The sequence below is a fragment of the Polaromonas sp. OV174 genome (genome assembly GCF_900112285.1).
Classification (GTDB): Bacteria; Pseudomonadota; Gammaproteobacteria; order Burkholderiales; family Burkholderiaceae_C; genus Polaromonas.
Genome location: NZ_FOKZ01000001.1, coordinates 233,747 through 258,444, shown reverse-complemented (window position 1 = coordinate 258,444; position 24,698 = coordinate 233,747). Strand labels below are relative to the sequence as shown.

The following is a 24,698-nucleotide window of genomic DNA, read 5'->3' as shown; positions in this document are numbered from 1 at the left end:
CTTATGCTTTCTCGAGGTTGCAGATGGTTGTCTTGGTTTCCTGCATCATCGTCACGCTGTCGTAACCGTAAGTCGTCGCCGTATTGACAGCCTCACCGCGCACCACCGGCGCAGCGCCGTTGGGGTAATACGCCAGCATGTCGGCGCCTTGCCAGTGGCCGGAGAAGTGGAAAGGCATCCACACGGTGTCGGCCCCCACACGCTCTGTCACCAGGGCCTGCACATTCAGGCGCGCGCCGGTCGGTGTGCTCAACCACACGCGCCCGCCGTTGCTGATGCCGCGCTCGGCGGCAGTTTTGGGATTGACCTCGACAAAAGCCTCTTGCTGCAACTCGGCCAGCCAGGGGTTGGAGCGGGTTTCCTCGCCGCCGCCCTCGTATTCGACCAGCCGACCTGAGGTCAGGATCAGCGGATATTTGAGTTCCACCTTGTCGGCCACGTTTTTCTGCTGCAGGGTTTTGTACAGCGTGGGCATGCGCCAGAAGGCTTTTTTGTCGTCGTGTGTCGGGTATTTGGCCACCAGGTCCGGGCGGATGCCATAAATCGGCTCGCGGTGTTGCGGGATCGCGTCGGGGAAGTTCCAGACCACGGCACGTGCCTTGGCATTGCCGAAGGGATAACAACCATGGTTTTTCATGGTCACGCGAATCATGCCGCCCGAGGAATCGGTTTTCCAGTTTTTGCCTTCGGCGGCGACCTTCTCGGCATCGGTCAATTCATCCCACCAGCCCAGTTTTTTCATGAACAGGTGATCGACTTCCGGATAACCGGTGGTGATGTCCGCACCTTTGGAGTGGGAACCATCCTCGGCCAGCAGGTTGACGCCGTCTTTCTCCACGCCGAAGTTGGCGCGGAAATTACCGCCGCCATCCATCACATGCCGGGAGGTGTCATACAGGTTGGGCGAGCCCGGGTGTTTGAGCTCGGGATTGCCCCAGCACGGCCACGGCAGGCCGAAATAATCGCCCGTCACGTCGTAACCGGTTTCCTTGTCCTTGCCGGGTTTAGCCCTCAACGTTTTCACATCGAACAAATGCATGTTGCGCATGTGGGCCTTCAGGCGCTCGGGGCTTTGCCCGGTATAGCCAATGGTCCAGCAGGTCTTGTTGACTTCGCGCAGGATGTCTTCGGGCACGGGTTCGTCCAGGCCTTTGACTTTTTGCATCTTGAAGTTTTTCGACAACTCCTTGGCAAAGCCGAATTTTTCAGCCAGATGGTGCATGATCATGTGGTCACTGCGGCTTTCCCACAGCGGCTCAATCACTTTTTCACGCCACTGCAGCGAGCGGTTCGACGCCGTCACGGAGCCGCTGGTTTCAAACTGGGTCGCCGCCGGCAGCAGGTAGACCGCGCGGTTCGGGTTGAGGTCTTCGGCCTTGCCTGGCATGGCGGCCATGGCCGCGGTCGCCGACGGATAAGGGTCCACCACCACCAGCAGATCCAGCTTGTCCATCGCGCGTTTCATTTCCAGGCCGCGGGTCTGGGAGTTGGGCGCATGGCCCCAAAAAACGCAGGCGCGTAAATTGGAGTCTTGGTCGATCACCTCGTTTTTCTCCAGCACACCATCAATCCAGCGCGACACCGTGATGCCGGGTTTGCCCATCATCGCGGGCGAAGCATAACGGGCCTTGATCCAGTCGAAGTCAACGCCCCAGATCTTGGCAAAGTGTTTCCAGGAACCTTCGGCCAAACCGTAGTAACCCGGCAATGAATCGGGGTTGGGGCCGATGTCCGTGGCACCCTGCACGTTGTCGTGGCCACGGAAGATGTTGGCGCCGCCACCGGACACACCTACATTGCCCAGGGCCAGTTGCACAATGCACGAGGCGCGCACCATGGCATTGCCGATGCTGTGCTGGGTTTGCCCCATGCACCACACCAAGGTCGAGGGCCGATTCTTGGCCATCATGGTGGCCACACGCAGCATCTGTTCTTCCTTGACGCCGCAGGCTTCTTCGACCTTGTCCGGTGTCCACTTGGCCATCACGTCGGCCTTGACCTTGTCCATGCCGTAAACACGGTCGTTGATGTACTTGGTGTCTTCCCAACCATTGTTGAAGATGTGATACAGCAAACCGAAGAGGAAAGGAATGTCGGAGCCGGAGCGAATACGCACGTATTCATCGGCCTTGGCGGCGGTGCGCGTGAAGCGCGGGTCCACCACAATCATCTTGCAGCCGGTTTCCTTGGCATGCAGCATGTGCAACATGCTGACCGGGTGCGCCTCGGCGGCATTCGAGCCGATGTACAACGCGCACTTGCTGTTTTGCATGTCGTTGTAGGAGTTGGTCATCGCACCATAACCCCAGGTATTGGCCACACCGGCCACCGTGGTGGAATGGCAGATACGCGCCTGGTGGTCACAGTTGTTGCTGCCCCAGAAACTCACGAACTTGCGCATCAGATAGGCCTGCTCGTTGTTGTGTTTGGACGAGCCCACCCAATACACCGAGTCCGGGCCGCTGGCCTTGCGCAACTCCAGCATCTTGGCGCTGATTTCGTTGAGCGCCGTGTCCCAGCTGATGCGTTCATATTTGCCGTTGACCAGTTTCATGGGGTAACGCAGGCGGTATTCCCCGTGGCCGTGTTCACGCAGCGCCGCACCTTTGGCGCAATGTGCACCCAGGTTGATGGGCGAGTCAAACACCGGCTCCTGGCGCACCCAGACACCGTTTTCAACCACGGCATCTACCGCACAGCCAACCGAGCAGTGGGTGCAGACCGTGCGCCTAACTTCGATCTTCCCAGTTGCAGCACCTTCGGCAGGTGCTGCGGCACCGGCTTTTTTAACCAGTGTCAGCTGAGTCGCTGCCAATCCAACGCCTACGCCTAGACCAGAACGGCGCAGAAATGACCTCCTGTCCATGGTCGGCAAGGCATTGGACAGCCCACGCGACAGGCTTTGCACAAAGCGTGTAGATCCCGCGCGATGCGCCGGATCGCTGTGAAAGGCAGGGCTTTTTTTCGTGAGCAGCATGGGGCTCTCCGTAGGAAGAAAACGGGATGAAACTAGATACGCGTGGTCGTGTAATAACGCTTGACGTGTTCTGAGAGGCTGTAGCCACCGCCTTTTTCAGGGGCCGGCTTAGGCGCCTGAAGCGTGGTCTGCGGCGCTGGCGCGCCCGGCAAGGCCACTATGGCTGCGGCCGCCGCACCCGTAGCGGCGGCACCGAAAAAAAAGCCTCGACGCGAAGGTTTTGACTGGCTGTCCTGCATTTTTTTCTCCAAGAAAGCTACAGCTATGTAACGATTTGCATACTGTACGTCAGAGCAGCATGCACCACAATGGGTAGTAGGAGGGGAAACCCGAATACCAAGGGAAAACCACAAGTTACGCTATGGCAGCACGGCTCGGCTGACGACAGCCAGCTTCAAGACCAGGGCAAGAGACAAACGTCCTCAGGCCAGCATGTCAAATCCTTGCACTTCGATACTGATAAAGGTTTGCGTGAAGGCCGCGAGTGTGCGGTAAAAGCGGGCCTTGGGGTTTTGCATGACGGCCTCGCACATCATGGGAAACCACGGCTGCACATGGCAGGAAAAAAAGTCTCGCTGACGCGTCAGATTAGCCACCTCCACGTCGTCGCCAGCGATCAGGTAGCGCATGACCTCGCACAGGTAAGCCACATGATCTTCTGTTTCCGGCATGGCCTCATCGCGTGTCAGGCCCAATGCTGAGATATCGCTGCGCAAGGCTACCAATGGCTTTTCATTGAGAAAGCCACTGAGATAGTGGGAGCCAAAGAGATAGACCTCCGGCTTGCCCACACCACCAAACAGGGTGTTGTACTCCTCGGCGATCTCTGTCTGGCTGTATTGACGTGCCGCAGCGACCAGCTCCCCCCACGAGCTTTCAAGCAAGGCGCCAGCGGCTGGAGCCTCAGTCACGGCCACACGAATGCTCTCATGCAGTTCGGCCGATGGCGCGGCATAAAAAAGTGCCGCAAGAAGTCCATAGACCTCGGCACGCGCGGTTTCTTCGTCCAGGCTGGAAGCTACGAGTTGGGCTTGTGTCATGTTTAGCGAATGTCGGTGATTTTGAGTTCGTTGTCAGCAGAATAGATGTCAATAACCCGGCAATCACCGCACATCTTCAGGCGATCTGCAGCCGCGCCCTGGAACATTGCATGCCCGGCCAGCTTGCCCAGCATGGATTCAATCGCCTTGAGGGTGCCGAAGGGCTTGCTGCAGCGTATGCATTGGTAAGGCTGAGCCTCATTCAACACCCGCGTTTCCTTGCGTTGGGACGTCAACAGCAAACGCGGTTGCAGCTCAATCGCATGCTCGGGGCAGGTCTTGACGCACAAGCCACACTGAACACAATTTTTCTCTATGAATCTGAGCTGGGGCCGCTCGGGGTTGTCTTGCAAGGCGCTGGCCGGACAGGCGCTCACACAGCTCAGGCATAGCGTACAGGTATCCGTGTTGACAAGCAGGCTGCCAAACGGCGAACCTTGCCGGGGCAAGGCAATCGCTTCAGGCAAGGCAGCGGGCGCATGGACGATCAAGTGGTCCAGCGCCATATCCAGCGTGCTGCGCTTTTCCTGCGCCACCGCAAAACGGGCCGGCGTGACAGCGGCCATGGGTCTGGCCCTGCCTAGGCTTTGCAGACTCGCATCCAGGCTGGCGACGGCCTGGGCACCGCCATTGATTTGAGCGGGCAACAGATGGAAATGAACACCCGCGTAGCCCAAACCATTAAGAATGGTTTGGGCTACCTGCATCTGCTCTGCCAGGCCCTCTAGATAAGCCGGCGCCTCCTCGTCCGTGACCAGCACCACTACCTGAGTAGCGCCAAAGGCGATAGCGCTCAGCCAGATATCCAGGCCTACGCTGGCGGTATGCCATAGGGCTTGTGCAATGACATTGGCGGGAACGCCCTGCACCGTTTTTTGCAACTGGGCAGCGCGGCCCAGTGCGTCCACCGCCTGCTGACCGCTGCCCTGGCTATGCAAGAGCAACACCGGATGCGAGCCGCCGGCTTTGGCATAAGTCGACAGCAAGGTCTTCAAGCGCACGCCTTGCTCGCTGGCGCGGGGATAAGCATAGGTCAGCGCCCCCGTCGGGCAGACCGTGGTGCAAGCGCCGCAGCCTATGCACAGATTGGGATTAACGCTGATCTGGTTGCGTTTTTTCTCGCTGCTGATGGCACCCGCCGAGCAGATGTCCACGCAGGCATTGCAACCAACCGTTTCGTTGCGGCTGTGAGCGCAGAGTTTTTGCTTGTAGGCAAAAAATTTGGGCTTTTCAAACTCACCCACCATGTCACGCAGCTTGACCACCGTGGCCAGCAAGCCCGGCGCAGCCAGGCCGGCCGCCGCAGCAAAGTAGCCTTGCGGCGGCGCATGTAGCGTGAGCAGCGGCTGCGCGCCCAGATCCAGCACCAGATCAAACGCCTCGGTCACCGTTTGTGCCTCACGGCTGAAATCAATCGCCCCCGCCACCTTGCAAACGCTCACGCAGTCCCGATGAGACTTGCATTTATCGATATCGATTTGATAACTTAAATCGATGGCAGCTTCAGGGCAAACGGCTACGCAGGCATTGCAGCGGGTACACAGATCCAGATCGATCGGGTTGTTCTTTTCCCACTTTGCTTCAAATGCGCCCAGCCAGCCCTTGATGCTCAGGCCAGCGCCGCTGATCACCGGGTATTTGCGCTCCTGACCGGGAAAACCGGCTTGTGCCTGAGCGGAAACGCCCTGCGAAAAAATCGTCACATCCAGCGCATCAGCCAGCAGCGCCGCCACCTGCTCGGCCTGATCCAGCGCGCCCACGATAAGCAGGCGACCGCTGCTTTTATAGCTCACGGTCGCAACCGGTTCGGCCTCGGGCAAATGGGCCACGGCCAGCAAGGCGGCGATTTTGGGGCTGGCGTTGGCAGCGTCCTTGCTCCAGCCACCGGTTTCGCGGATATTGACAAAGCGGATCACCGAAGTCGCAGCCTCGGTCTGTTGTCCGATCTCGGCAAACAGGCGCTTTTCCTGGGTACAGGCCACAACCACATCGTCGCCGGATTGAACCGCCGTCTGGAAGGCCCCCACCTCGCGCCGGCACAGGGCCGAATGCAGCGTCAGTTTTTCATTAAGTGCCGTGCCCAGGGTCTGGGGCTTTAGCGGCATGGTCTGGTTGCAGTCGCAAATCAGTGTGGGCATGGTCTTCTTGGCTGGCGCCGGAACCCTGGGAGGGCTCGACTTGGCTGGTAGGGACGGGGCCAACAAAACCCGGAGGAGCTATGTCAGCGCTTTCATAAGACTGTGCCACGATTTCACCAGGGGGGTCATTCGCATTTTCCCGCGGTAAGGCCGCCGCGGCCTCCGGCTTGTCGGCGTCTTTCTCCTCGTCAAACAGCTTGAGAAATTTTGCGCTGGCCATCTGCCGGAGCATGGATTCGGGCAGCGGATCGGGCTTGGAATAGTCGTCAATGTAGATGTCCAAACCATCCATCACGTTGAAGTGCGGATCGGCGAACAGCTTTTTCATCGCGGCATTACGCACCTCGGGCCCGACATCACTGGCCATGAAAGGTTTGAAGTCGGAGTCCTTGGTCAACAGCCTCACGTCATCGAGTGACAGCTTTTTTTCAAGCGGTTCGGCGGCTGGGTTTGGTGCCGCTTCGGATGGCGCCTGAGTTGCCGACGGGATCGCTGGGGCCACCGCCACAGCTGCGGGATGCGCAGCCACGGCAGGCTCATCCAGCGACTTTCCCTGCAAGGCGTCGGCCTTGCGGCGCGACCAGCGGCCTAAAAAACCACGGGACTCTTCTTCAGCCATGGCCGGACCCGCCAAAGGTCTTGTCGGTACTCACCCGCGCCGGGTTGCCAAAACGGTCCTGCAGCGTCTTGAAACTCTGGGGCCGCTGGCGGCGTTTGGCTTCGAGCACGTAGTGGGCATCCACAAAAGCCTGCAGCCACTGCGCCACCGCAGGCGGTACGGGCAGTTGTTCGACGGTTTCCTGCGCATCCAGCCAGCGCCCGGCGTCGTGGTAACTCAGGGTGACCACTTGCGGCACGGCCACCGGCTCGTCGGCCAGCGCCGCTTCTTCTTCCATGCGCCAGACCACCCAGAAGCAGGGTTGCTGGGTGGTGACATTGAGGTAATAACCCTCGGCATCGTCGGTAAACAATTCCACCTTGAAGCCGGGATGCAGCCAGCGTTCCTCATGCTCATTCTTCAGCAGCAAGCGCGGCTGGTCGCCAAAGCCATCTTCGTGCGGCACGACGTCGGCCAGCACCCAGCGCCAGGGCTGCCAACGGTTGTCTATGCGCTCACGACGCATGACCACCGCCACCGCAATGGCGGGACGGTGAACAGCAGGGCCTGCCTCGGGAGACTGAATCAGAAAATCAGACATTCCAGCAGTGTACGGCGCTCCCCTGCCCACAACGAAAGCAACCGTCAAACACGGTCTTCCAAGCTCGCCTCCAAGCGCCGCACGACAGAGTTGCTTGAAGTGCTGTGTGCAGCGCTCCCACAAAAACTGGCACTGAAATTGCATTCGATTTGATCGTCGCAACCCACACCTGTATAGACAGTGAATTCGAAGCCACTCACCCGGGTGATATTGCACCAGTATGGTGAATTGCCTCCCGATGACACGAAAATTTTGTCGCCTCCACCACGATGAGATTACACTAGGGTTAGCCTGTATATACAAGTTGAGTCTTGCAGACAAAATCCGTTTTTCAGGCACCGCCACGCTGAAATCCTGGGATCAATCAATTTGTTAACAGACTGGAGACATGATGGACATGAACACTCTCAAGAAGGCCGCAACGCTGCTGGCCATGGGGGCTTGCGTGGCAGGCGCAAGCGCGCCTGCTGCTGCGCAGGAAACCAAGCTGACGCTGGGCATGTCGGGTTGGACCGGCTTCGCGCCGCTGACCCTCGCCGACAAGGCCGGCATCTTCAAAAAGAACGGCCTGGACGTGGAACTCAAGATGATTCCGCAGAAGGACCGCCACCTGGCGCTAGCCGCCGGCGCCATCCAGTGCGCCGCCACCACGGTTGAAACCCATGTCGCCTGGAATGCCAATGGCGTGCCCATCGTGCAAATTTTCCAGATGGACAAGTCTTACGGTGCCGACGGCCTGGCCGTTCGCAACGACGTCAAAAACTTTGCCGACCTGAAAGGCAAGACCATTGGTGTCAGCGCACCCGGCACCGCACCCTACTTTGGCCTGGCCTGGATGCTCAACAAGAACGGCATGAGCCTCAAAGACGTCAAGACGATCTCGCTGGAACCGCAACCCGCCGCCCAGGCTTTCGTCGCGGGCCAGAATGACGCCGCGATGACCTACGAGCCCTATCTCTCGACGGTGCGCAGCAATCCAGCGGCCGGAAAAATCCTGGCAACCACACTCGACTACCCCATGGTGATGGACACCGTAGGATGCGCACCGACCTGGCTCAAGAACAACGCCAAGGCGGCGCAAGCCCTGACCACCTCTTACTTCGAGGCGCTCGAGATGATCAAAAACGATCCGGTCAAGTCCAACGAAATCATGGGCTCGGCCGTCAAGCAAAGTGGCGAGCAGTTTGCCAAGTCCTCGGCCTATCTGCGCTGGCAGGACAAGGCCGCCAACCAGAAATTTTTCGCCGCTGAATTGACCCAGTTCATGAAGGACTCGGTGCCCATACTGCTTGAGGCCGGCGTGATCCGCAAGGCACCGCAAGACCTCGCGGCAACCTTCGATGCAAGCTTCATCAAGTAACAAGCCAGCCATCATGGAGTCGACTTCCATTGTTCGCGCACCTGCGTCGCTGAGCGCTGCGGCCAGCGTGCCGCCGCGGCGGCGACGCCAGGCCTTCGCGCCGCTCGAACCCGTGAGCCCCCGTGCGCGCTGGATGCTGGGCGTCGCCTTCTTCGTGCTGTTCGTGCTGGTGTGGGCAGCCTTCACGCTGGGCGGCTTCGTTTCGCCCACCTTCCTGGCCAGCCCCGTCACCATGGTCAAGGAAGGCTGGCTGCTGTTTACCGAGTACAACTTCATCCACGACATCGGCATGACCGTGTGGCGCGTGCTGGGCGGCTTCATCATGGCTGCCATCGTCGCCGTGCCGCTGGGCATCGCCATGGGGGCTTACAAGCCCATTGAGGCCTTTCTGGAGCCCTTCGTCTCGTTTTGCCGCTACCTGCCGGCTTCGGCCTTTATTCCGCTGCTGATTCTCTGGGCCGGCCTGGGTGAAACGCAAAAACTGCTGGTGATCTTTATCGGCTCGGTCTTCCAGATCATCCTGATGGTCGCCGTCATTGTTGGCGGAGCGCGGCGCGACCTGGTGGAGGCCGCCTACACACTGGGCGCCAACAGCAGCGGCATCGTCAAACGCGTGCTGATTCCGGGCGCTGCGCCTGGCATCGCCGAGACGCTACGCCTGGTGCTGGGCTGGGCCTGGACCTACGTCATCGTCGCCGAGCTGATCGGCTCCTCCTCCGGCATAGGCCACATGATCACCGACAGCCAGGCGCTGCTCAACACCGGCCAGATCATCTTCGGCATCATCGTCATCGGCATCATCGGACTGATCTCCGACTTCGTTTTCAAGGCGATCAACCGCCGCCTTTTTGCCTGGAGCGCCCTGTGAATATGACCCCCAACGCTCGGCACTCCATGTCCTCGCTGCCCCCCGAGGGGGCGTTCGCGCCTAAGGGCGGCCTGTCTGCGCTCAGGAACCAGCTGTCCATTCGCGGCGTATCCCGCACCTTCACCGGCACCCGCGGTCAAACAACACAGGCCTTGCTGCCGGTGGATTTCGAAGTGCGCGAAAACGACTTCGTCACCATCCTCGGCCCCTCGGGCTGCGGCAAGTCCACCTTGCTGCGCATCGTGGCTGGCCTGGACTTCCCCACCAGCGGCCAGGTTTTGCTCGACGGCCAAACCATTGACGGCCCCGGCGCCGACCGTGGCGTGGTATTCCAGAGCTACACGCTGTTCCCCTGGCTGACCATCGCGCAAAACATCCGCTTCGGCCTGCGTGAACGCGGCATGAGCGAGGCCGAGCAAAAGGAACGCAGCGAGTTCTTCATCGCCAAGGTCGGCCTGCGCGGCTTTGAAAACCATTTTCCCAAGCAACTGTCGGGCGGCATGCAGCAGCGCACGGCGATTGCCCGCGCACTGGCCAATGACCCCAAGATGCTGCTGCTCGACGAGCCCTTTGGCGCGCTGGACAACCAGACCCGCGTGCTGATGCAGGAGCTGCTGCTGGGCATCTGGGAGTCGGCGCGCAAGACCGTGCTGTTCGTCACACACGACATCGACGAGGCCATCTTCATGGCCAACCGCGTGGCGGTGTTCAGCGCCCGGCCCGGCCGCATCAAGACCGAAATTGCGGTCGACTTCCCGCACCCTCGCCACTACACAATCAAGACCTCGCCCGAGTTCATGGCGCTCAAGGCGCGCCTGACCGAAGAAATCCGCGCCGAGTCCATGGCAACGGCCGAGCATTAATGGTTTACCGCCACACTCCTTCATGACATCAGCCCTTCTTCAGCGCAAAGCACAGGCCGCTCGAACGGCCAGCGGCGCACCGGCCCCCACGCTTGCCCTTTACGAGCAAGTGAAGGAATTCATCACCCGCAAAATCCAGGATGGCTCCTGGCCGGCCGGCCATCGCCTACCTTCGGAGCATGAGCTGGTGGCCCAGTTCGGCATCTCGCGCATGACGGCCAACCGCGCATTGCGCGAGCTGATGGAACTGGGACGCATCGTGCGCCAGGCCGGTGTCGGCAGCTTTGTGGCCGAAGACAAGCCCCAGTCCACCCTGCTGCAGATCGCCAATATCGAAAGCGACATTCGTGCGCGCGGCCACGACTACAGCTACCAGCTGCTGACGGCAGAGCGCATCGCCGCCTCGTCCGACGTGGCGGCCTGGCTGGATCTGCGCGCCGGCGAGTCGGTCTTTCACAGTGTCTGTCTGCACCTGGAAGACGGCACGCCGGTGCAACTCGAAGACCGCTATGTGAACCCGCGCGTGGTGCCGGCATTTCTGGACCAGGACCTCACCGTCACGCCGCCCAGCGCCTATCTGGTGCGCCATGTGCCTTTCGACCAGATCGAGCATCTGGTCGATGCGGTGCTGCCCACGGCCGAACAGGCCCAGCGCCTGGCCATGCCCGGCGCCGAGCCCTGCCTGCTGCTGACACGCCGAACCTGGACGCGCAACGTTCCCGTCACGCTGGTGCGCTGCCTGCATCCCGCCACCCGCTACCGGCTGGGCAGCCGCTTCCAGACCGACGGCAACCCAATTTCCAGCTAGAAAAACAAGCCTTCCCACCTTTCCTTTTCAACACCTTAACTTGTATATACAGGACCATATGACCACCCACACCATGCCCTCATACACCTCACTCGTCCTCACGCCTGGCCAGGTTGACCTGGCCATGTTGCGCCGCATCCACGCCGACGGCGTGCGCTTGTCGCTAGACCCTTCGGTGCAGCGCGGCATGATCCAGTCGCAGGCCGCAGTGCAACACATCGTCGACAACGACGAAGTGGTCTACGGCATCAACACCGGCTTTGGCAAACTGGCCAGCACCCGCATCCCCGGCCATCAACTGGCCGAACTGCAGCGCAACCTGGTGCTGTCGCACAGCGTGGGCACCGGCGAGGCGCTGGCCGCACCCGTGGTTCGGCTGGTGCTGGCGACCAAGGCCGTGAGCCTGGCGCGCGGCCACTCGGGCGTGCGGCCCGCATTGGTCGATGCGCTGCTGGCGCTCTTCAACGCCGGCATGATGCCCAGCATTCCGGCCAAGGGCTCGGTTGGCGCCTCGGGCGACTTGGCGCCGCTGGCCCACATGGCTTGCGTGCTGATCGGCGAGGGCCAGGCCACCACGGCCGAAGGCGAGGTGGTGAGCGGTGCCGAAGCCATGCGCCGTATCGGCCTGGAGCCCTTTGTGCTCGGCCCCAAGGAAGGCCTAGCCCTGCTCAACGGCACGCAGGTATCGACCGCGCTGGCACTTAGCGGCCTGTTCGGTGCCGAAGACGTCTTCGCGGCTGCGCTGATGTCGGGCGCACTCTCGCTGGAAGCCATCCAGGGCTCCATCAAGCCTTTTGACGAGCGTATCCACATTGCACGCGGCCAGCCCGGCCAGATCGCCGTGGCCGGCGCGGTGCGCACACTGCTGGAAGGCAGCGAGATCGTTCCCTCGCATGCCGACTGCGGCCGCGTGCAAGACCCCTATTCGATTCGCTGCGTGCCCCAGGTCATGGGCGCCTGCCTGGACAACCTCACGCATGCGGCCCGGGTGCTACGCATAGAAGCCAACGCCGCGTCAGACAACCCGCTGGTCTTCACCGACACCGGCGAAGTCATCTCGGGCGGCAACTTCCACGCCGAGCCGGTCGCCTTCGCGGCCGACATCATCGCCCTGGCAGTAAGCGAAATCGGCGCCATTGCCGAGCGCCGCATCGCCTTGCTGCTGGACACCGGACTGTCTGGCCTACCGCCCTTCCTGGTGCGTGACGGCGGTCTCAACTCCGGCTTCATGATTGCCCAGGTCACGGCCGCGGCGCTGGCTTCGGAGAACAAATCGCTGGCGCATCCGGCCAGCGTCGACAGCCTGCCGACCTCGGCCAACCAGGAAGACCATGTATCCATGGCCACCTTCGCGGCGCGCCGCCTCGGCGACATGGTCAACAACACGGCGGTCGTGGTCGGCATCGAGGCCATGGCGGCCGCCCAGGGCATTGAACTCAAAAGAAAGCTCAAAAGCTCCCCCCTGGTAGAAGCCGAGTTCGCCACCATCCGCCAAAAAGTGGCATTTCTCGAACGCGACCGCTACCTCGCGCCCGATATCGAAGCCATGCGCCAGTGGGCCTTGCGCGCGGAGCTGCCCGCCGCCTTGCTGAACATACTGCCCAGCCATTCCTAAACCCTGATTCACCGGAGACCCCGCCATGAACGCTCCCGACCAATTCACCGCCGCCTCAACCGATCCACGCTACGACGCCAGCCGCGTCATTCGCGCGCCGCGCGGCACCACACTTAACTGCAAGAGTTGGCTCACCGAAGCGGCCTACCGCATGATCCAGAACAACCTGGACGCCGAGGTGGCCGAAGACCCGAAGAACCTGGTGGTCTACGGCGGCATAGGCCGTGCCGCGCGCAACTGGGAATGCTTCGACCAGATCCTCGCCTCGCTGAAGGAACTGAACAACGACGAAACGCTGCTGGTGCAATCGGGCAAACCGGTCGGCGTCTTCAAGACACATGAGAACGCGCCACGCGTGCTGATCGCCAACTCCAACCTGGTGCCCAAGTGGGCCAACTGGGAGCACTTCAACGAGCTCGACCGCAAGGGCCTGTTCATGTATGGCCAGATGACCGCCGGCAGCTGGATTTACATCGGCAGCCAGGGCATTGTGCAAGGCACCTTCGAGACCTTTGTCGAGGCCGGTCGTCAGCACTACGACAACAGCCTGGCCGGTAAGTGGATCCTCACCGCAGGCCTGGGCGGCATGGGCGGCGCGCAGCCGCTGGCCGCCACGCTGGCCGGCGCCGTGTCACTCAACATTGAGTGCCAGCAGAGCAGCATAGATTTCCGCCTGCGCACCCGCTATGTCGACAAGCAGGCGCGCGACATCGACCATGCGCTGGAACTCATTCAGCAGCACTGTGATGCAAAGGAAGCCGTGTCCATCGCCCTGTTGGGCAATGCGGCGGACATCCTGCCCGAACTGGTGCGCCGCGCCAAGGCCGGCGCCATCAAGCCTGACCTGGTGACCGACCAGACCTCGGCCCACGACCTGATCAACGGCTATCTGCCCTCGGGCTGGAACGTGGCCCAGTGGAAGGATGCGCAGAAAGACCCAGCCGAGCACGCCCGCCTGACGCAGGCCGCCGCCAAGAGCTGCGCCGTGCACGTTCAGGCCATGCTGGACTTCCAGTCCATGGGCATTCCCACCGTGGACTACGGCAACAACATCCGCCAGGTGGCCTTTGACGAAGGCGTGAAAAACGCTTTCGACTTTCCCGGCTTCGTGCCGGCCTACATCCGCCCCATGTTCTGCGAGGGCAAGGGTCCGTTCCGCTGGGTCGCCCTGTCCGGCGATCCGGAAGACATCTACAAGACCGACGCCAAGATCAAGGAACTGTTTCCCGACAACCACCATACTCACCGCTGGCTGGACATGGCGCGCGAGCGCATCGCCTTCCAGGGCCTGCCGGCACGCATCTGCTGGCTGGGCCTGGGCGAGCGTCACATCGCCGGCCTGGCCTTCAACGAGATGGTGCGCACGGGTGAACTCAAAGCCCCTATCGTCATAGGCCGCGATCACCTGGACACCGGCTCGGTCGCCAGCCCCAACCGCGAAACCGAAGCCATGAAGGACGGCACCGATGCCGTATCCGACTGGCCGCTGCTCAATGCTCTGCTCAACACCGCTGGCGGCGCCACCTGGGTCAGCCTGCACCATGGCGGCGGCGTCGGCATGGGCTATTCACAGCACTCGGGCATGGTGATCGTGGCCGATGGCAGCGATGCCGCCGCCGAGCGCCTGGCGCGCGTGCTGGTCAACGACAGCGGCTCGGGCGTGATGCGCCATGCCGATGCGGGCTATGACATCGCCATCGCGACGGCCAAAAAGCAAGGCCTCAAACTGCCCATGCTTGGGTAAAACCACGCTAAAAAAGGGAAGTTCATTCCCATAAATTGGGAATGAGGGGTTTAAATGGTGAGTAAATCCTTTGATACTGCCTTCATGCCAACCAGCGCATCCCCCTCCGTCACCACGGCCGACCGCGTCCTGCAAGTGCTGGCCGTGCTGGCCCAGCAAGGCCAGGCCTTGTCGGCGGCGGAGCTCATGGAACGCACCGGCCTGGCCCGTAGCACGCTGTACCGACAACTGGTGCGGCTCAAGCGCTGGGGCTTTGTGCTGGAGAGCGACGGCCACTACGCCCCCGGACCGCTGAGCCTGCAAATGGCGCTCGGTTTCGATCTGGCCTCGCATCTGGTGTGCCAGGCGCGGCCCGACCTGCAGGCGCTGGCCCAGCAGTCCCATGAGAGCGTAGGCCTGATCGTGGCGGTCAACGACCAGGCAATCTGCCTGGACATGGTTGAAAGCCAGCAATCGCTGCGCTGCTCTTTCGAAAAAGGGCGCAGCGTTCCCCTGCGTGCAGGTGCCTCGGCCAAATGCCTGCTGGCCCACTTGCCGCCGGCAGCGCAGGCCGCCGTGCTGGACCAGCAATACGGCCCCGACAGCGCCGATCGGCAAGCCGCCCAGTCCGAGCTGGAGCACATCCGCCAGGCCGGCTATGCCGCCAGCACCGGCGAGGTCGATGCCGGCGTCTGGGGCGTCAGCGTCCCCTTGTTCGGAACGGCACGGCAAGCCGTGGGCGCGATCACGCTGATGGCGCCGATCTCACGGGCTCAAGGCCAGGACCAGGCGCTGATACGCATGACCATCGTTACCGCCGCGCGCATCTCACGCGGCTTAGGCATTCACTGATTTCCCTCACCCAACCACAACCCACTGGAGACAATTCCATGAACTTTCGTCGCAACCTTCTGCTGGCCAGCCTGGCCGCTCTGACGCTAGGCAGCACCGGCGTGCACGCACAAGACAATGTGCTGCGCGTAGGCACCGATGCCACCTTCCCGCCCATGGAATATGTCGACAACGGCAAACGCACGGGTTTTGACATTGAGCTGGTCGAAGCCATAGGCAAGACGCTGGGCCGCAAGGTCGAATGGGTGGACATCGATTTCAAGGGCCTGGTGCCGGGCCTGATCTCCAAGCGCTTCGACATGGCCGTGTCTGGCATCTACATCACCGATGAGCGCAAGAAGGTGGTCGACTTCACCATCCCCTATTACGCTGGCGGCCTGGTCGTCATGGTGAAGGACGGCAATACGGCGATCAAGACGCCGGCCGACATCAACGGCAAGAAGGTCAGCGTGCAGGTCGGCACCAAGTCGGTTTCCTACACCAAGGAAAAATTCCCGCAGGTGCAGCTGATGGAAGTCGAGAAGAACCAGGAAATGTTCAACCTCGTCGACATCGGCCGTGCCGACGCCGCCGTCACCGGCAAGCCCGCCGCCTACCAGTATGTGCGCACCCGCCCCGGCCTGAAGGTGCTGCCCGAGCAGATCACGACCGAGGAGTACGGCATGGCAATCCGCAAGGACTCGCCCGAGCTGACCAAGGCCGTCAACGGCGCCATCGAGAAGCTCAAGGCCGACGGCACCTACGCGGCCATTGTCAAAAAATGGTTTAGCAACAACGTTGCCAAGTAACTTGACGAGCAGCTGAGCGATGGAACTCGATTTTTCTCCCGTCTGGGCCGGTTGGCCCGACTTGCTGCGCGGCGCCCTGGTGACCGTGGAAATCACGGCCGCCTCGCTGGCGCTGGGATGCGTGATGGGCTTGCTGATCGGCATTGGCCGGCTCAACCCCAAGCGGCGCCTGGTCTATGGCCTGTGCACTGCCTATGTGGCGGCCATACGCGGCACGCCGCTGCTGGTGCAGCTGTTCATTCTGTTCTTTGGCCTGCCACAGTTCGGACTTTTGCTGCCGGCTTTCCTCTGCGGCGTGATCGGTCTGGGCCTTTATTCCGGGGCCTATGTCTCGGAAGTGGTGCGCGGCGCCATCCAGTCGATTGACCGTGGCCAGATGGAAGCGGCGCGCTCCATCGGCATGTCGCCGGGCATGGCCATGCGTAGCGTGGTGCTGCCCCAGGCCGTGGTACGCATGATTCCGCCGCTGGGCAATGAGTTCATTGCACTGATCAAGAACTCGGCCCTGGTGTCACTGCTGACCATTCACGACGTCATGCACGAAGGACAAAAAATCATCAGCGTGTCCTATCGCTCGCTGGAGGTCTACCTGGCGATTGCCGTGATTTATTTCATACTGACCGGCGCCACCACCCTGGTGCTGCGTCACATCGAGCTGCGCCTGCGCGCGGGAGGAATGGTTCAATGAAAACGGCAGACAACAGCGCCACGCCCATGGTGCGTATTCGCGGCCTGCACAAGGCCTTTGGCGAGCACGTGGTGCTCAAGAGCATAGATTTCGATGTCCAGCCTCAGCAGGTGGTGGTGGTGATAGGCCCCAGCGGTTCCGGCAAGAGCACCTTTTTGCGTTGCTGCAACGGGCTGGAGCAGCCCCAGGGCGGCAGCGTCGAGATCTGCGGCCGCATGCTGGTCAAGGACGGCCGCATGTTGCCGGACCAGGAGCTTGACGCGCTGCGCGAAGAAGTCGGCATGGTGTTTCAGGGCTTCAACCTGTTTCCCCACCTGTCGGTGCTGCACAACGTCTCGCTGGGCCCGCGCAAGCTGCGCGGCCTGTCGCGCGTCGAGGCCGATACCGAGGCCCAGGCCCTGCTCGCCAAGGTCGGCCTGGCGCACAAGGCCCATGCCATGCCGGCCAGCCTGTCGGGCGGCCAGAAGCAGCGCGTGGCGATTGCGCGGGCACTGGCCATGAAACCCAAGGTCATGCTGTTTGACGAACCGACCTCGGCGCTGGACCCCGAGCTGGTGGGCGAGGTGCTGCAGGTCATGAAGATGCTGGCCAGCGAAGGCATGACCATGATGGTGGTCACCCACGAGATGGACTTTGCGCGCGAGGTTGGCGACGTGGTGGTGGTGATGGACGGCGGCGGCATCATAGAAGCCGGCGCGCCCGAAACCATCTTCACCAACCCCAGCCAGGAGCGCACCCGCTCCTTTTTGCAGGCCGTGCTGACACGCACCTGATCGCCGCTTGCTGCGGCACACCCTTCGGAGGCGCTCATGAACCCATCATTCACCATGGCCTTGCAGCGCCGGCTGCAAGAGCGTCTGAGCGATCAGCTGGTGGCCGACTTCCAGCGCGACGGTGCGATTTGCATCCGCCAGCTCTTGAACGCCGACGAAGTGGCGCTGCTGCGGGACGGCATAGAAGCCAACTTGGCGGCGCCCAGCCCGCGCGCCAAGGTGGCGAGCCGGCCCGACGACCCGGGCCGCTTTTTTGAAGACTTCTGCAACTGGCAGCAGATTGCCCAGTTCGAACGCTTTATTCGCGAGACGCCGCTGGCGCTGGCGGCGCAGCGCCTGATGGCCTCGGAGACGGTGCGCCTGTACCACGACCATCTGCTGGTCAAGGAGCCCGGCACGCGCCAGCGCACGCCCTGGCACCAGGACCAGCCCTACTACAACATCGAGGGCAGCCAAAACGTCAGCATGTGGATTCCGGTCGATCCGGTGACGCGCGCCGCCACGCTGGAATTCGTCGCCGGCTCGCACAAAGGCCCTTGGCTGATGCCGCGCACCTTCATGGACCACCAGGCCAAATGGTTTCCCGAAGGCAGCCTGGCCGACCTGCCCGACATCGAAGCCGCGCGCGATCGTTTCCCCATCCTGGGCTGGGACATAGAGCCCGGCGACTTTGTCTGTTTTCACATGCTCACGCTGCACGCGGCGGGCAGTGTCGAAGGCGCCATGCGGCGCCGCGTCTTCTCGGTGCGCTTTCTGGGCGACGACATTCGCCATGCGCCGCGCCGCTGGGCCACCTCGCCCGACTTTCCCGGTCTGGCCGAGGCGCTGCCGGCCGGCGCGCCCATGGATCACCCGCTGTTCCCGCAACTGATCGCCTGAGCCAAACCTTAGCCCCATGAGACTGCAACACTTCAGCCTTGCCGAACTGCCGGCCCAACCCTGGAAAAACGGTGGCGGCAGCACCCGCGAAATCGCCTGCTGGCCGCCGGCCAGCGGGCTGGACAACTTCGGCTGGCGCGTCAGCATCGCCAGCATTGCCGCCGCCGGCCCCTTCTCGGTCTTTGAAAGCGTGGACCGCTGCATCATGCTGCTGGACGGCGACGGCGTGCGTCTGCGCTCAGCCGACGGGTCTATCGATCACCTGCTAGCCCAGCCGCTGCAGCCCTTCGCCTTCAGCGGCGATGCCGCCGTGGACTGCACGCTGCTGGGCGGCCCCTCCAGCGACTTCAACGTGATGGCGCGCCGCGACCAATGGCGGGCCGAGCTGCGGGTATTGGATGCCGCCAGCGCCGTCCAGGCTGCGCCTCAGGGCGTGCTGCTGGCCTGGCGCGGCAACTGGCGGCTGGGCCAAGGCCTGGCCTTGCGCGAAGGCGAGGGCCTCTACTGGACCGAGACGCCGCAAGCCTGGCAGCCAGCACCCGAGACGCCAGAGGCGCTAGACGCACGACTGCTGCTGGTGCGCTTCACCAAGCCCTGAATTTATAAGAAATAAGCCTGTAGCCCAATACCAATATGCGCGACAAGCTATTAAATTTATAGCAATCGACGCGCAAGCCAAAGTCCTCCATGACCTCTGATGCCACTTCCCTTTCTTCGGCCGACGGCCTCTGGACCGGCTTGCGCCTGGCGCCCGGTGCCGCGCCAGCGTTCACGCTAGGCGCAGACGCCAATGCGGTCATCGTGGTGCAGCAGGGCCGGATTCACTGGATAGGCGACGCCGCAGCGCTGCCCGCCGCCTACGCCGGGCTGGCGCGCCACGACGGCGGCGGCGCGCTGGTCACGGCCGGTCTGATCGACTGCCACACCCACCTGGTCTATGGCGGCCAGCGCGCCAACGAATTTGCCATGCGCCTGGCCGGCGCCAGCTACGAGGAAGTGACCAAGGCCGGCGGCGGCATCGTCTCCAGCGTGCGCGCTACCCGTGAAGCCAGCGAGGACGAACTCTTCGCCAGTGCCGCGCCACGGCTGGAAGCCCTGCTGGCCGAGGGCGTTTGCGCCATAGAAATCAAGTCCGGCTACGGCCTGGCCTTGGCGCACGAGCGCAAGCAGCTGCGCGTGGCGCGCCGCTTGGGCGAAGCCTATGGCGTGACGGTGCGCACCACCTTTTTAGGCGCCCATGCGCTGCCACCCGAATATGCCGGCCGCCCCAACGGTAGTAGTGAATACACCGACCTGGTCTGCCGCGAAATGATGCCGACGCTGGCCGCCGAAGGGCTGATTGATGCGGTCGATGTGTTCTGCGAGCGCATCGCCTTTTCGCTCGAAGAAACCGAGCGCGTCTTCAAGGCCGCCCAGGCGCTTGGCCTGCCGGTCAAGCTGCATGCCGAGCAGCTCTCGGACATGGGCGGCTCAGAGCTGGCGGCGCGCTTTGGCGCACTCTCGTGCGACCACATCGAACACCTGCCACAGGCCGGCATTGAGGCCATGCGCGCCGCCGGCACCGTGGCCGTGTTGCTGCCAGGCGCCTATTACACCCTGCGCGACACCCATCTGCCGCCGATTGAAGCTTTGCGTGCGGCCGGCGTGCCCATGGCCGTTTCGACCGATCACAACCCGGGCACCTCGCCGGCCTTGAGCCTGCTGCTCATGGTCAACATGGCCTGCACCCTGTTCCGCCTGACGGTGCCGGAGGCGCTGGCCGGTGTGACGGTGCATGCGGCGCGGGCCTTGGGCTTGCAGGACACGCATGGGGTGATTGCCGTCGGCTTGCCGGCCAACTTTGTGCTGTGGAATGTGCGCGAGGCGGCGGAGCTGGCTTACTGGTTTGGTGGGCGGCCAGTGCGGACTGTTGTTCGGCAGGGGTGGATTCGGTGATGGTTTTTGGCTGTTCTTTATTTGAGTTCCGGGGCCGGGTGTCGCCCGGCGGCTACTCACTTTCTTTTGCTTCGCCAAAAGAAAGTAAGCAAAGTTCACGCAGTGGGGGTTCGCTCACTTCGCGCAGCGAAGTTATGCGAACACCAAAAGGCGACCCTGCTGTCCGCGTCCCTACGCTGCGCTTCGGGCAACCTGCGGTGCTCTGTCCAGGCGGGGTCTGGCACAAACTCGCTGCGCTCAAACAAGTGCCAGCCCTTATCCGCCTGGCCCTGCGCTCCTCGGCGCAACCAGAAGGGCTTAGGGGAAGAATACAAACAGCCAAATACGCAGAACGCGCTTTGCGCGTTCTGCTCCCCGATTCCGATTTCTTTTCCCCAAACCCGTCCTGGCTGGGCCGAGCAGCACAGATGGAGGCGGGATCAGGGCCGCAGTTGTTTGAGCCGCAGGCGAGTTCTGCGGACCCCCGCCGGAGTCGAGCAGCGCAGGTTGCCCGTAGCGACGCGCAGGGACCCAGACTGCGGGTCGCCTTTTCTTTGGTGACTTTCTTTTGGCGAAGCAAAAGAAAGTTACTCGCCGCCGGGCGACTCCCGGCCAGCAACTCCCTTTAAAGCCCCCCAGACCAACACCAGCCATGACAAAAAGCCTCTTCGCCCCCAACGCCCTACTCCCCACCGGCTGGGCCCAAAACGTCCTGCTCACCTGGAACGACGCCGGCCAGCTCACCCAAGTCCAGCCCGACACGGCAACACCGCCCCTAGGAACGCCAACAGCAGCAGGCCCGCTCATTCCCGGCACACCCAATCTGCACTCCCATGCCTTCCAACGCGCCCTCGCCGGCCTGACCGAATACCGCGGCGAGGCACAGGACAGCTTCTGGAGCTGGCGCACGCTGATGTACCGCTTTGCCTCCAGACTGAGCCCCGATCAGCTCGAAGCCATCGCCCTGGGCCTGTACGTGGAAATGCTGGAAGCCGGCTACACCTCGGTCTGCGAATTTCATTACGTCCACCACGACACCGATGGTCAGCCCTATGCCGACGACGCCACGCTGGCGCTGGCGCTGCTGCGCGCGGCCCAGCACGCTGGCATAGGCATCACCCTGCTGCCTGTGCTCTACCAGACCAGCGGCTTTGGCGGCTTGCCGCCCAACGCAGGCCAGCGCCGTTTCATCCGCTCCACCGACTCCATGCTGCGGCTGCTCGAAGGCCTCAAGCCGCAGTGCGATGCGCAAGCGGCACGACTCGGCCTGGCGCCCCATTCGCTGCGTGCCGTGCCGCCCGAGGCGCTGCGCGAGGCGCTCGCCGGCCTGGATGCCATAGACGCCAGCGCACCGGTGCACATTCACATTGCCGAACAGACGCAAGAAGTTGACGGCTGCATCGCCTGGAGCGGCCAGCGCCCGGTGGCCTGGCTGCTCGACCATGCCCCGGTTGACCGGCGCTGGTGCCTGGTGCATGCCACGCACATGGACGCCGACGAGTATCGGCGGGCCGCTGCCAGCGGTGCCGTGGCCGGCCTGTGCCCGACCACCGAAGCCAACCTGGGCGACGGCATCTTCGACCTGCCGGTCTGGACCGCAGCGAGTGGCGCCTGGGGCCTAGGCTCAGACAGCCATATCTGCGTCAATGCCGCCGAGGAGCTGCTGCTGCTCGAATACAGCCAGCGCCTGGCAACGCGCCAGCGCAATGTCAGCGCCACGCCGGCGCAGCCTCAGGTGGCCAGCGCCATGACGTTGGCCGCCGTCCAGGGCGGCGCACAGGCGGCCGGCCGCGCGGTTGGCGGGCTGGCGCCTGGCCAGCAGGCCGACCTGGTGGCGCTAGACGCCCAGCATCCGGCACTGCAAGGCCTGAGCGCCCCCGACATGCTGTCGGCCCATGTCTTCGCCAGCCACAGAACCAGCGCGATTGACGCGGTCTGGGCCGCCGGCCAGCCACGCGTCACGGCGGGCCGCCACTCTCTTCACCACAAGGCAACGGCCGGCTTTGTCGCCGCACGCAGCCAGTTGCTGACACCCTGAACCCAGGAGGTTTTCCATGACATTTCACACCGCAGAACCCGCCTTCCGCTTTCGCCAGGGCACGCAGCCCTTGCTGATCTCCATGCCGCATGTCGGCACCCATGTGCCGCCGGAGCTCGCGGCGCGCTTCACGCCCGAGGCGCAGCAGGTGCACGACACCGACTGGCACCTGGAACGCCTCTATGACTTTGCCGATGCCCTGGGCGCTTCGGTGCTGGTGGCGACGCATTCGCGCTATGTGGTCGACCTGAACCGTCCGCCGGACAACCAGAACCTTTACCCCGGTCAGGACACCACCGGCCTGTGCCCGGTAGACACCTTCGACAAGCGGCCGGTTTACGCCGCCGGCGACCTGCCCGGCGACGAGGAGATCGCCGCACGCCGCGATGCCATCTGGCAGCCCTACCACCAGCAACTGGCCGCCGAACTGGCACGCCTCAAATCGGTACACGGCATCGCCATGCTGTGGGACGCGCACTCGATACGCTCGGTGCTGCCACGCTTCTTCGAAGGCAAGCTGCCCGACCTCAACCTGGGCACCGCCAACGGCGAGAGCTGCGACCCGGCACTGGCGCAAACGCTGCTAGGTATAGGCGAGGCGGCGACGGCCTACCAGGCCGTGCTCAATGGCCGCTTCAAGGGCGGCCACATCACGCGCCACTACGGTCAGCCGGCGCAAAACGTGCACGCCATCCAGCTCGAAATTACCCAGTGCAGCTATATGCAGGAGCAAATGCCCTTTGACTACCTGCCCGAACGGGCGGCCGCGCTGCAGCCGCATCTGCGCGCCATGCTGGAAGCGGTGCTCAGCTTCGCGGCAATCCACCGGCAGTGAATCTGCTAGCCGGCCGAGCACCCAATTGACGGTGTGAGGCCAGCCAAGCGCTTGCAGTCATCGAGAGCCCCGCCTTACAAAAGGCGTGGCCCGGCCCAGCAGCCGCTCATCAGGCCGGCCGGCTTTGTCTGCGCCATCACAGGCGCGCTGGACTCCCAGGAGTCGACCTGCACGTTCAGACCGGCATACACGCCATAGCCATCGCCTGCGCGGATATCGTCGCCCGCAGACAAACTCTCGCCAGCCTTGATGGAACCATTGGCGTGTATGGATTCGCCGGCCCGGATGCCCCAGCCCGCTTCCAGGTGCATGCCACCGCTGATGGCTCCGCCGGCCAGCATGCCCTGTCCAACCCGTAGGCTGTCAGCGACGACGATGGCGCCGCCCGCGTTCAGGCCCTTGCCGCACTCGACCAGGCCATGGACGATCAAGTCCTGCCCGATAAAGGCGCTGCCCGTCAGCGACAGCTTGCCGTGGCAGATCACATCCCAGGCGGCGCGCAGGTCGCCGCCGCAAAGAATGGCCTCCTGAATCTCTATGCCCCAATCGGCCCGGATGCCGCCGCCAGATTTGAGCGTTCCGCTGCTGTGGATGCTGCCTGCCACCCGGATATCCTCGCCGGCCACGATGGCACGCCCGGCGCGTATGCCGCCACCGGCCCGAATCGATCGCCCGGCGTGTATGACGGTGTCGACATCGATGCCGCCGCGAACCTCCAGGGTGCCCGCAAAGACAAGAGCCTCGGCATCCACCGAGTCAAGGCTGAGCACCTCATTGGTGGGACCAAACTGCGTCAAAAGCCAGCAGGCATCATCGACACGCCCGGCAGCGACCAGCGTATCCAGGGCCTGCTGATAGCCGCTGCCGTCTTCGACGTTGCGGACAAACCAGCGAAAGCCGTTGGTGCAAGGGCTCTTGGCCCGGAGAAATTTCGTTGTGAATTCCATCGTCTTCAACCCAGCGCAATGTCGGCCGAGTTCAAGTTGGCGACTAGGGCCTGGGCGGGTTGAGCGCCGTCGAGTGTGGACAGTCTGATCGAGTCCAGTCCGGCAAGCACGCGCTCGCCCTGTTTATTTGGATACATCACGCATCTCCATTGGGAGCGGCCCCATCTGATGTCAACAGACGGCCGCCATCGCGCTGAGCGGGTGCCCGGCGATCAATGGTTTGCGCAAAAAAGAAGAAAGGTTATCGCCGGGCTGAGGAATGTGCGACCGGCTTGTACGGCCAAATCTCACCCGCAACGACGCGCCGCTCCACAGCCAGGCTGCGCTTGGCGCCTGTGCAAAGTGGAGGGTAAAGGGAGTGCATTGGTAGAAATGAAAGGCTTGTCAACGGCG

23 protein-coding genes are annotated in these 24,698 nt (G+C 62.8%); 15 read left to right on the top strand and 8 right to left on the bottom strand.

All coding sequences use genetic code 11. From position 1 onward, the window contains the following. Window position 1: 1 nt before the first annotated feature. The 6 genes from BM160_RS01245 to BM160_RS01220 form a co-directional block, all read right to left on the bottom strand. Window positions 2–2,977, bottom strand: coding sequence for a formate dehydrogenase subunit alpha (locus tag BM160_RS01245; protein ID WP_091999122.1), 2,976 nt, complete (start codon window positions 2,975–2,977; stop codon window positions 2–4). 32 nt (window positions 2,978–3,009) lie between these two features. Then, complete coding sequence (locus BM160_RS01240; RefSeq protein WP_091999435.1) at window positions 3,010–3,216, bottom strand: formate dehydrogenase; 207 nt, start codon at window positions 3,214–3,216, stop codon at window positions 3,010–3,012. Between the two features lie 183 nt (window positions 3,217–3,399). Then, entirely contained in the window at window positions 3,400–4,017 is a 618-nt protein-coding gene (locus BM160_RS01235; protein WP_091999118.1) for a TorD/DmsD family molecular chaperone, read from the bottom strand. Between the two features lie 2 nt (window positions 4,018–4,019). Then, the gene (locus BM160_RS01230) at window positions 4,020–6,155 is read right to left on the bottom strand and encodes a 4Fe-4S dicluster domain-containing protein (RefSeq protein ID WP_177218874.1); all 2,136 of its coding nucleotides are present in this window, start codon (window positions 6,153–6,155) and stop codon (window positions 4,020–4,022) included. Then, on the bottom strand, window positions 6,085–6,774 hold the full coding sequence (locus BM160_RS01225) for a DUF3306 domain-containing protein (RefSeq protein WP_091999432.1): 690 nt from the start codon (window positions 6,772–6,774) through the stop codon (window positions 6,085–6,087). The genes BM160_RS01230 and BM160_RS01225 overlap by 71 nt, the downstream gene beginning before the upstream one ends. Continuing rightward, window positions 6,767–7,354, bottom strand: a complete 588-nt coding sequence (locus tag BM160_RS01220; protein WP_091999111.1) for a DUF3305 domain-containing protein — start codon at window positions 7,352–7,354, stop codon at window positions 6,767–6,769. Before BM160_RS01220 ends, BM160_RS01225 begins: the two co-directional genes overlap by 8 nt. Before the next feature lie 397 nt (window positions 7,355–7,751). Here BM160_RS01220 and BM160_RS01215 point away from each other — a divergent pair, with 397 nt between their 5' ends. The 15 genes from BM160_RS01215 to hutG all read left to right on the top strand — a co-directional run bounded on the left by BM160_RS01215 (window position 7,752) and on the right by hutG (window position 23,358). Next, window positions 7,752–8,714: an ABC transporter substrate-binding protein gene (locus BM160_RS01215; protein WP_091999428.1), complete on the top strand. Its 963-nt coding sequence runs from the start codon at window positions 7,752–7,754 to the stop codon at window positions 8,712–8,714. Window positions 8,715–8,727: 13 nt separating this feature from the next. After that, entirely contained in the window at window positions 8,728–9,582 is an 855-nt protein-coding gene (locus BM160_RS01210) for an ABC transporter permease (protein ID WP_369821734.1), read from the top strand. 26 nt (window positions 9,583–9,608) lie between these two features. After that, window positions 9,609–10,445 (top strand): ABC transporter ATP-binding protein, encoded by an 837-nt coding sequence (locus BM160_RS01205; protein WP_255368523.1) that lies wholly within the window; start codon window positions 9,609–9,611, stop codon window positions 10,443–10,445. A 22-nt stretch (window positions 10,446–10,467) separates the two neighbouring features. Continuing rightward, complete coding sequence (gene hutC, locus BM160_RS01200; protein WP_091999102.1) at window positions 10,468–11,253, top strand: histidine utilization repressor; 786 nt, start codon at window positions 10,468–10,470, stop codon at window positions 11,251–11,253. A gap of 58 nt (window positions 11,254–11,311) precedes the next feature. After that, window positions 11,312–12,868 carry a histidine ammonia-lyase gene (gene hutH, locus BM160_RS01195; protein ID WP_369821733.1) on the top strand — a complete coding sequence of 519 codons (1,557 nt, stop codon included), beginning with the start codon at window positions 11,312–11,314 and terminating at the stop codon, window positions 12,866–12,868. A gap of 25 nt (window positions 12,869–12,893) precedes the next feature. Next, window positions 12,894–14,612, top strand: a complete 1,719-nt coding sequence (gene hutU / locus BM160_RS01190; RefSeq protein WP_091999099.1) for a urocanate hydratase — start codon at window positions 12,894–12,896, stop codon at window positions 14,610–14,612. A 54-nt stretch (window positions 14,613–14,666) separates the two neighbouring features. Further along, a complete protein-coding gene (locus tag BM160_RS01185) occupies window positions 14,667–15,443 on the top strand; it encodes an IclR family transcriptional regulator (protein ID WP_091999095.1) in 777 nt (258 codons plus the stop codon). Between the two features lie 38 nt (window positions 15,444–15,481). After that, on the top strand, window positions 15,482–16,231 hold the full coding sequence (locus BM160_RS01180) for a transporter substrate-binding domain-containing protein (RefSeq protein WP_091999092.1): 750 nt from the start codon (window positions 15,482–15,484) through the stop codon (window positions 16,229–16,231). A 19-nt stretch (window positions 16,232–16,250) separates the two neighbouring features. Continuing rightward, a complete protein-coding gene (locus BM160_RS01175; protein ID WP_091999088.1) occupies window positions 16,251–16,919 on the top strand; it encodes an amino acid ABC transporter permease in 669 nt (222 codons plus the stop codon). Then, entirely contained in the window at window positions 16,916–17,692 is a 777-nt protein-coding gene (locus BM160_RS01170) for an amino acid ABC transporter ATP-binding protein (RefSeq protein WP_091999086.1), read from the top strand. The genes BM160_RS01175 and BM160_RS01170 overlap by 4 nt, the downstream gene beginning before the upstream one ends. A gap of 36 nt (window positions 17,693–17,728) precedes the next feature. Next, on the top strand, window positions 17,729–18,571 hold the full coding sequence (locus BM160_RS01165; RefSeq protein WP_091999083.1) for a phytanoyl-CoA dioxygenase family protein: 843 nt from the start codon (window positions 17,729–17,731) through the stop codon (window positions 18,569–18,571). 16 nt (window positions 18,572–18,587) lie between these two features. Beyond that, the gene (locus BM160_RS01160; protein WP_091999079.1) at window positions 18,588–19,169 is read left to right on the top strand and encodes a HutD/Ves family protein; all 582 of its coding nucleotides are present in this window, start codon (window positions 18,588–18,590) and stop codon (window positions 19,167–19,169) included. Window positions 19,170–19,258: 89 nt separating this feature from the next. Beyond that, window positions 19,259–20,506 (top strand): imidazolonepropionase, encoded by a 1,248-nt coding sequence (gene hutI, locus BM160_RS01155; RefSeq protein ID WP_091999075.1) that lies wholly within the window; start codon window positions 19,259–19,261, stop codon window positions 20,504–20,506. A 631-nt stretch (window positions 20,507–21,137) separates the two neighbouring features. After that, window positions 21,138–22,523: a formimidoylglutamate deiminase gene (locus BM160_RS01145; RefSeq protein ID WP_091999072.1), complete on the top strand. Its 1,386-nt coding sequence runs from the start codon at window positions 21,138–21,140 to the stop codon at window positions 22,521–22,523. A gap of 16 nt (window positions 22,524–22,539) precedes the next feature. Then, complete coding sequence (gene hutG, locus BM160_RS01140) at window positions 22,540–23,358, top strand: N-formylglutamate deformylase (protein ID WP_091999069.1); 819 nt, start codon at window positions 22,540–22,542, stop codon at window positions 23,356–23,358. A 74-nt stretch (window positions 23,359–23,432) separates the two neighbouring features. Here hutG and BM160_RS01135 read toward each other — a convergent pair whose 3' ends face one another. Both BM160_RS01135 and BM160_RS22840 read right to left on the bottom strand, forming a co-directional pair. Beyond that, on the bottom strand, window positions 23,433–24,305 hold the full coding sequence (locus tag BM160_RS01135) for a hypothetical protein (RefSeq protein WP_091999066.1): 873 nt from the start codon (window positions 24,303–24,305) through the stop codon (window positions 23,433–23,435). Window positions 24,306–24,310: 5 nt separating this feature from the next. Continuing rightward, window positions 24,311–24,442 carry a hypothetical protein gene (locus BM160_RS22840; RefSeq protein ID WP_255368520.1) on the bottom strand — a complete coding sequence of 44 codons (132 nt, stop codon included), beginning with the start codon at window positions 24,440–24,442 and terminating at the stop codon, window positions 24,311–24,313. Window positions 24,443–24,698 lie beyond the last annotated feature (256 nt).

Coding starts and splice junctions, on each gene's coding strand:
- BM160_RS01230 (WP_177218874.1), bottom strand. CDS start 6,155: ATGCCCACACTGATTTGCGACTGCAACCAGACCATGCCGCTAAAGCCC.
- BM160_RS01170 (WP_091999086.1), top strand. CDS start 16,916: ATGAAAACGGCAGACAACAGCGCCACGCCCATGGTGCGTATTCGCGGC.
- BM160_RS01210 (WP_369821734.1), top strand. CDS start 8,728: ATGGAGTCGACTTCCATTGTTCGCGCACCTGCGTCGCTGAGCGCTGCG.
- BM160_RS01240 (WP_091999435.1), bottom strand. CDS start 3,216: ATGCAGGACAGCCAGTCAAAACCTTCGCGTCGAGGCTTTTTTTTCGGT.
- BM160_RS01205 (WP_255368523.1), top strand. CDS start 9,609: ATGTCCTCGCTGCCCCCCGAGGGGGCGTTCGCGCCTAAGGGCGGCCTG.
- BM160_RS01185 (WP_091999095.1), top strand. CDS start 14,667: ATGGTGAGTAAATCCTTTGATACTGCCTTCATGCCAACCAGCGCATCC.
- BM160_RS01135 (WP_091999066.1), bottom strand. CDS start 24,305: ATGGAATTCACAACGAAATTTCTCCGGGCCAAGAGCCCTTGCACCAAC.
- BM160_RS01215 (WP_091999428.1), top strand. CDS start 7,752: ATGAACACTCTCAAGAAGGCCGCAACGCTGCTGGCCATGGGGGCTTGC.
- BM160_RS01145 (WP_091999072.1), top strand. CDS start 21,138: ATGACAAAAAGCCTCTTCGCCCCCAACGCCCTACTCCCCACCGGCTGG.
- BM160_RS01180 (WP_091999092.1), top strand. CDS start 15,482: ATGAACTTTCGTCGCAACCTTCTGCTGGCCAGCCTGGCCGCTCTGACG.
- BM160_RS01175 (WP_091999088.1), top strand. CDS start 16,251: ATGGAACTCGATTTTTCTCCCGTCTGGGCCGGTTGGCCCGACTTGCTG.
- hutC (WP_091999102.1), top strand. CDS start 10,468: ATGACATCAGCCCTTCTTCAGCGCAAAGCACAGGCCGCTCGAACGGCC.
- BM160_RS22840 (WP_255368520.1), bottom strand. CDS start 24,442: ATGTATCCAAATAAACAGGGCGAGCGCGTGCTTGCCGGACTGGACTCG.
- hutG (WP_091999069.1), top strand. CDS start 22,540: ATGACATTTCACACCGCAGAACCCGCCTTCCGCTTTCGCCAGGGCACG.
- hutU (WP_091999099.1), top strand. CDS start 12,894: ATGAACGCTCCCGACCAATTCACCGCCGCCTCAACCGATCCACGCTAC.
- BM160_RS01165 (WP_091999083.1), top strand. CDS start 17,729: ATGAACCCATCATTCACCATGGCCTTGCAGCGCCGGCTGCAAGAGCGT.
- BM160_RS01225 (WP_091999432.1), bottom strand. CDS start 6,774: ATGGCTGAAGAAGAGTCCCGTGGTTTTTTAGGCCGCTGGTCGCGCCGC.
- hutH (WP_369821733.1), top strand. CDS start 11,312: ATGACCACCCACACCATGCCCTCATACACCTCACTCGTCCTCACGCCT.
- BM160_RS01160 (WP_091999079.1), top strand. CDS start 18,588: ATGAGACTGCAACACTTCAGCCTTGCCGAACTGCCGGCCCAACCCTGG.
- hutI (WP_091999075.1), top strand. CDS start 19,259: ATGACCTCTGATGCCACTTCCCTTTCTTCGGCCGACGGCCTCTGGACC.
- BM160_RS01245 (WP_091999122.1), bottom strand. CDS start 2,977: ATGCTGCTCACGAAAAAAAGCCCTGCCTTTCACAGCGATCCGGCGCAT.
- BM160_RS01220 (WP_091999111.1), bottom strand. CDS start 7,354: ATGTCTGATTTTCTGATTCAGTCTCCCGAGGCAGGCCCTGCTGTTCAC.
- BM160_RS01235 (WP_091999118.1), bottom strand. CDS start 4,017: ATGACACAAGCCCAACTCGTAGCTTCCAGCCTGGACGAAGAAACCGCG.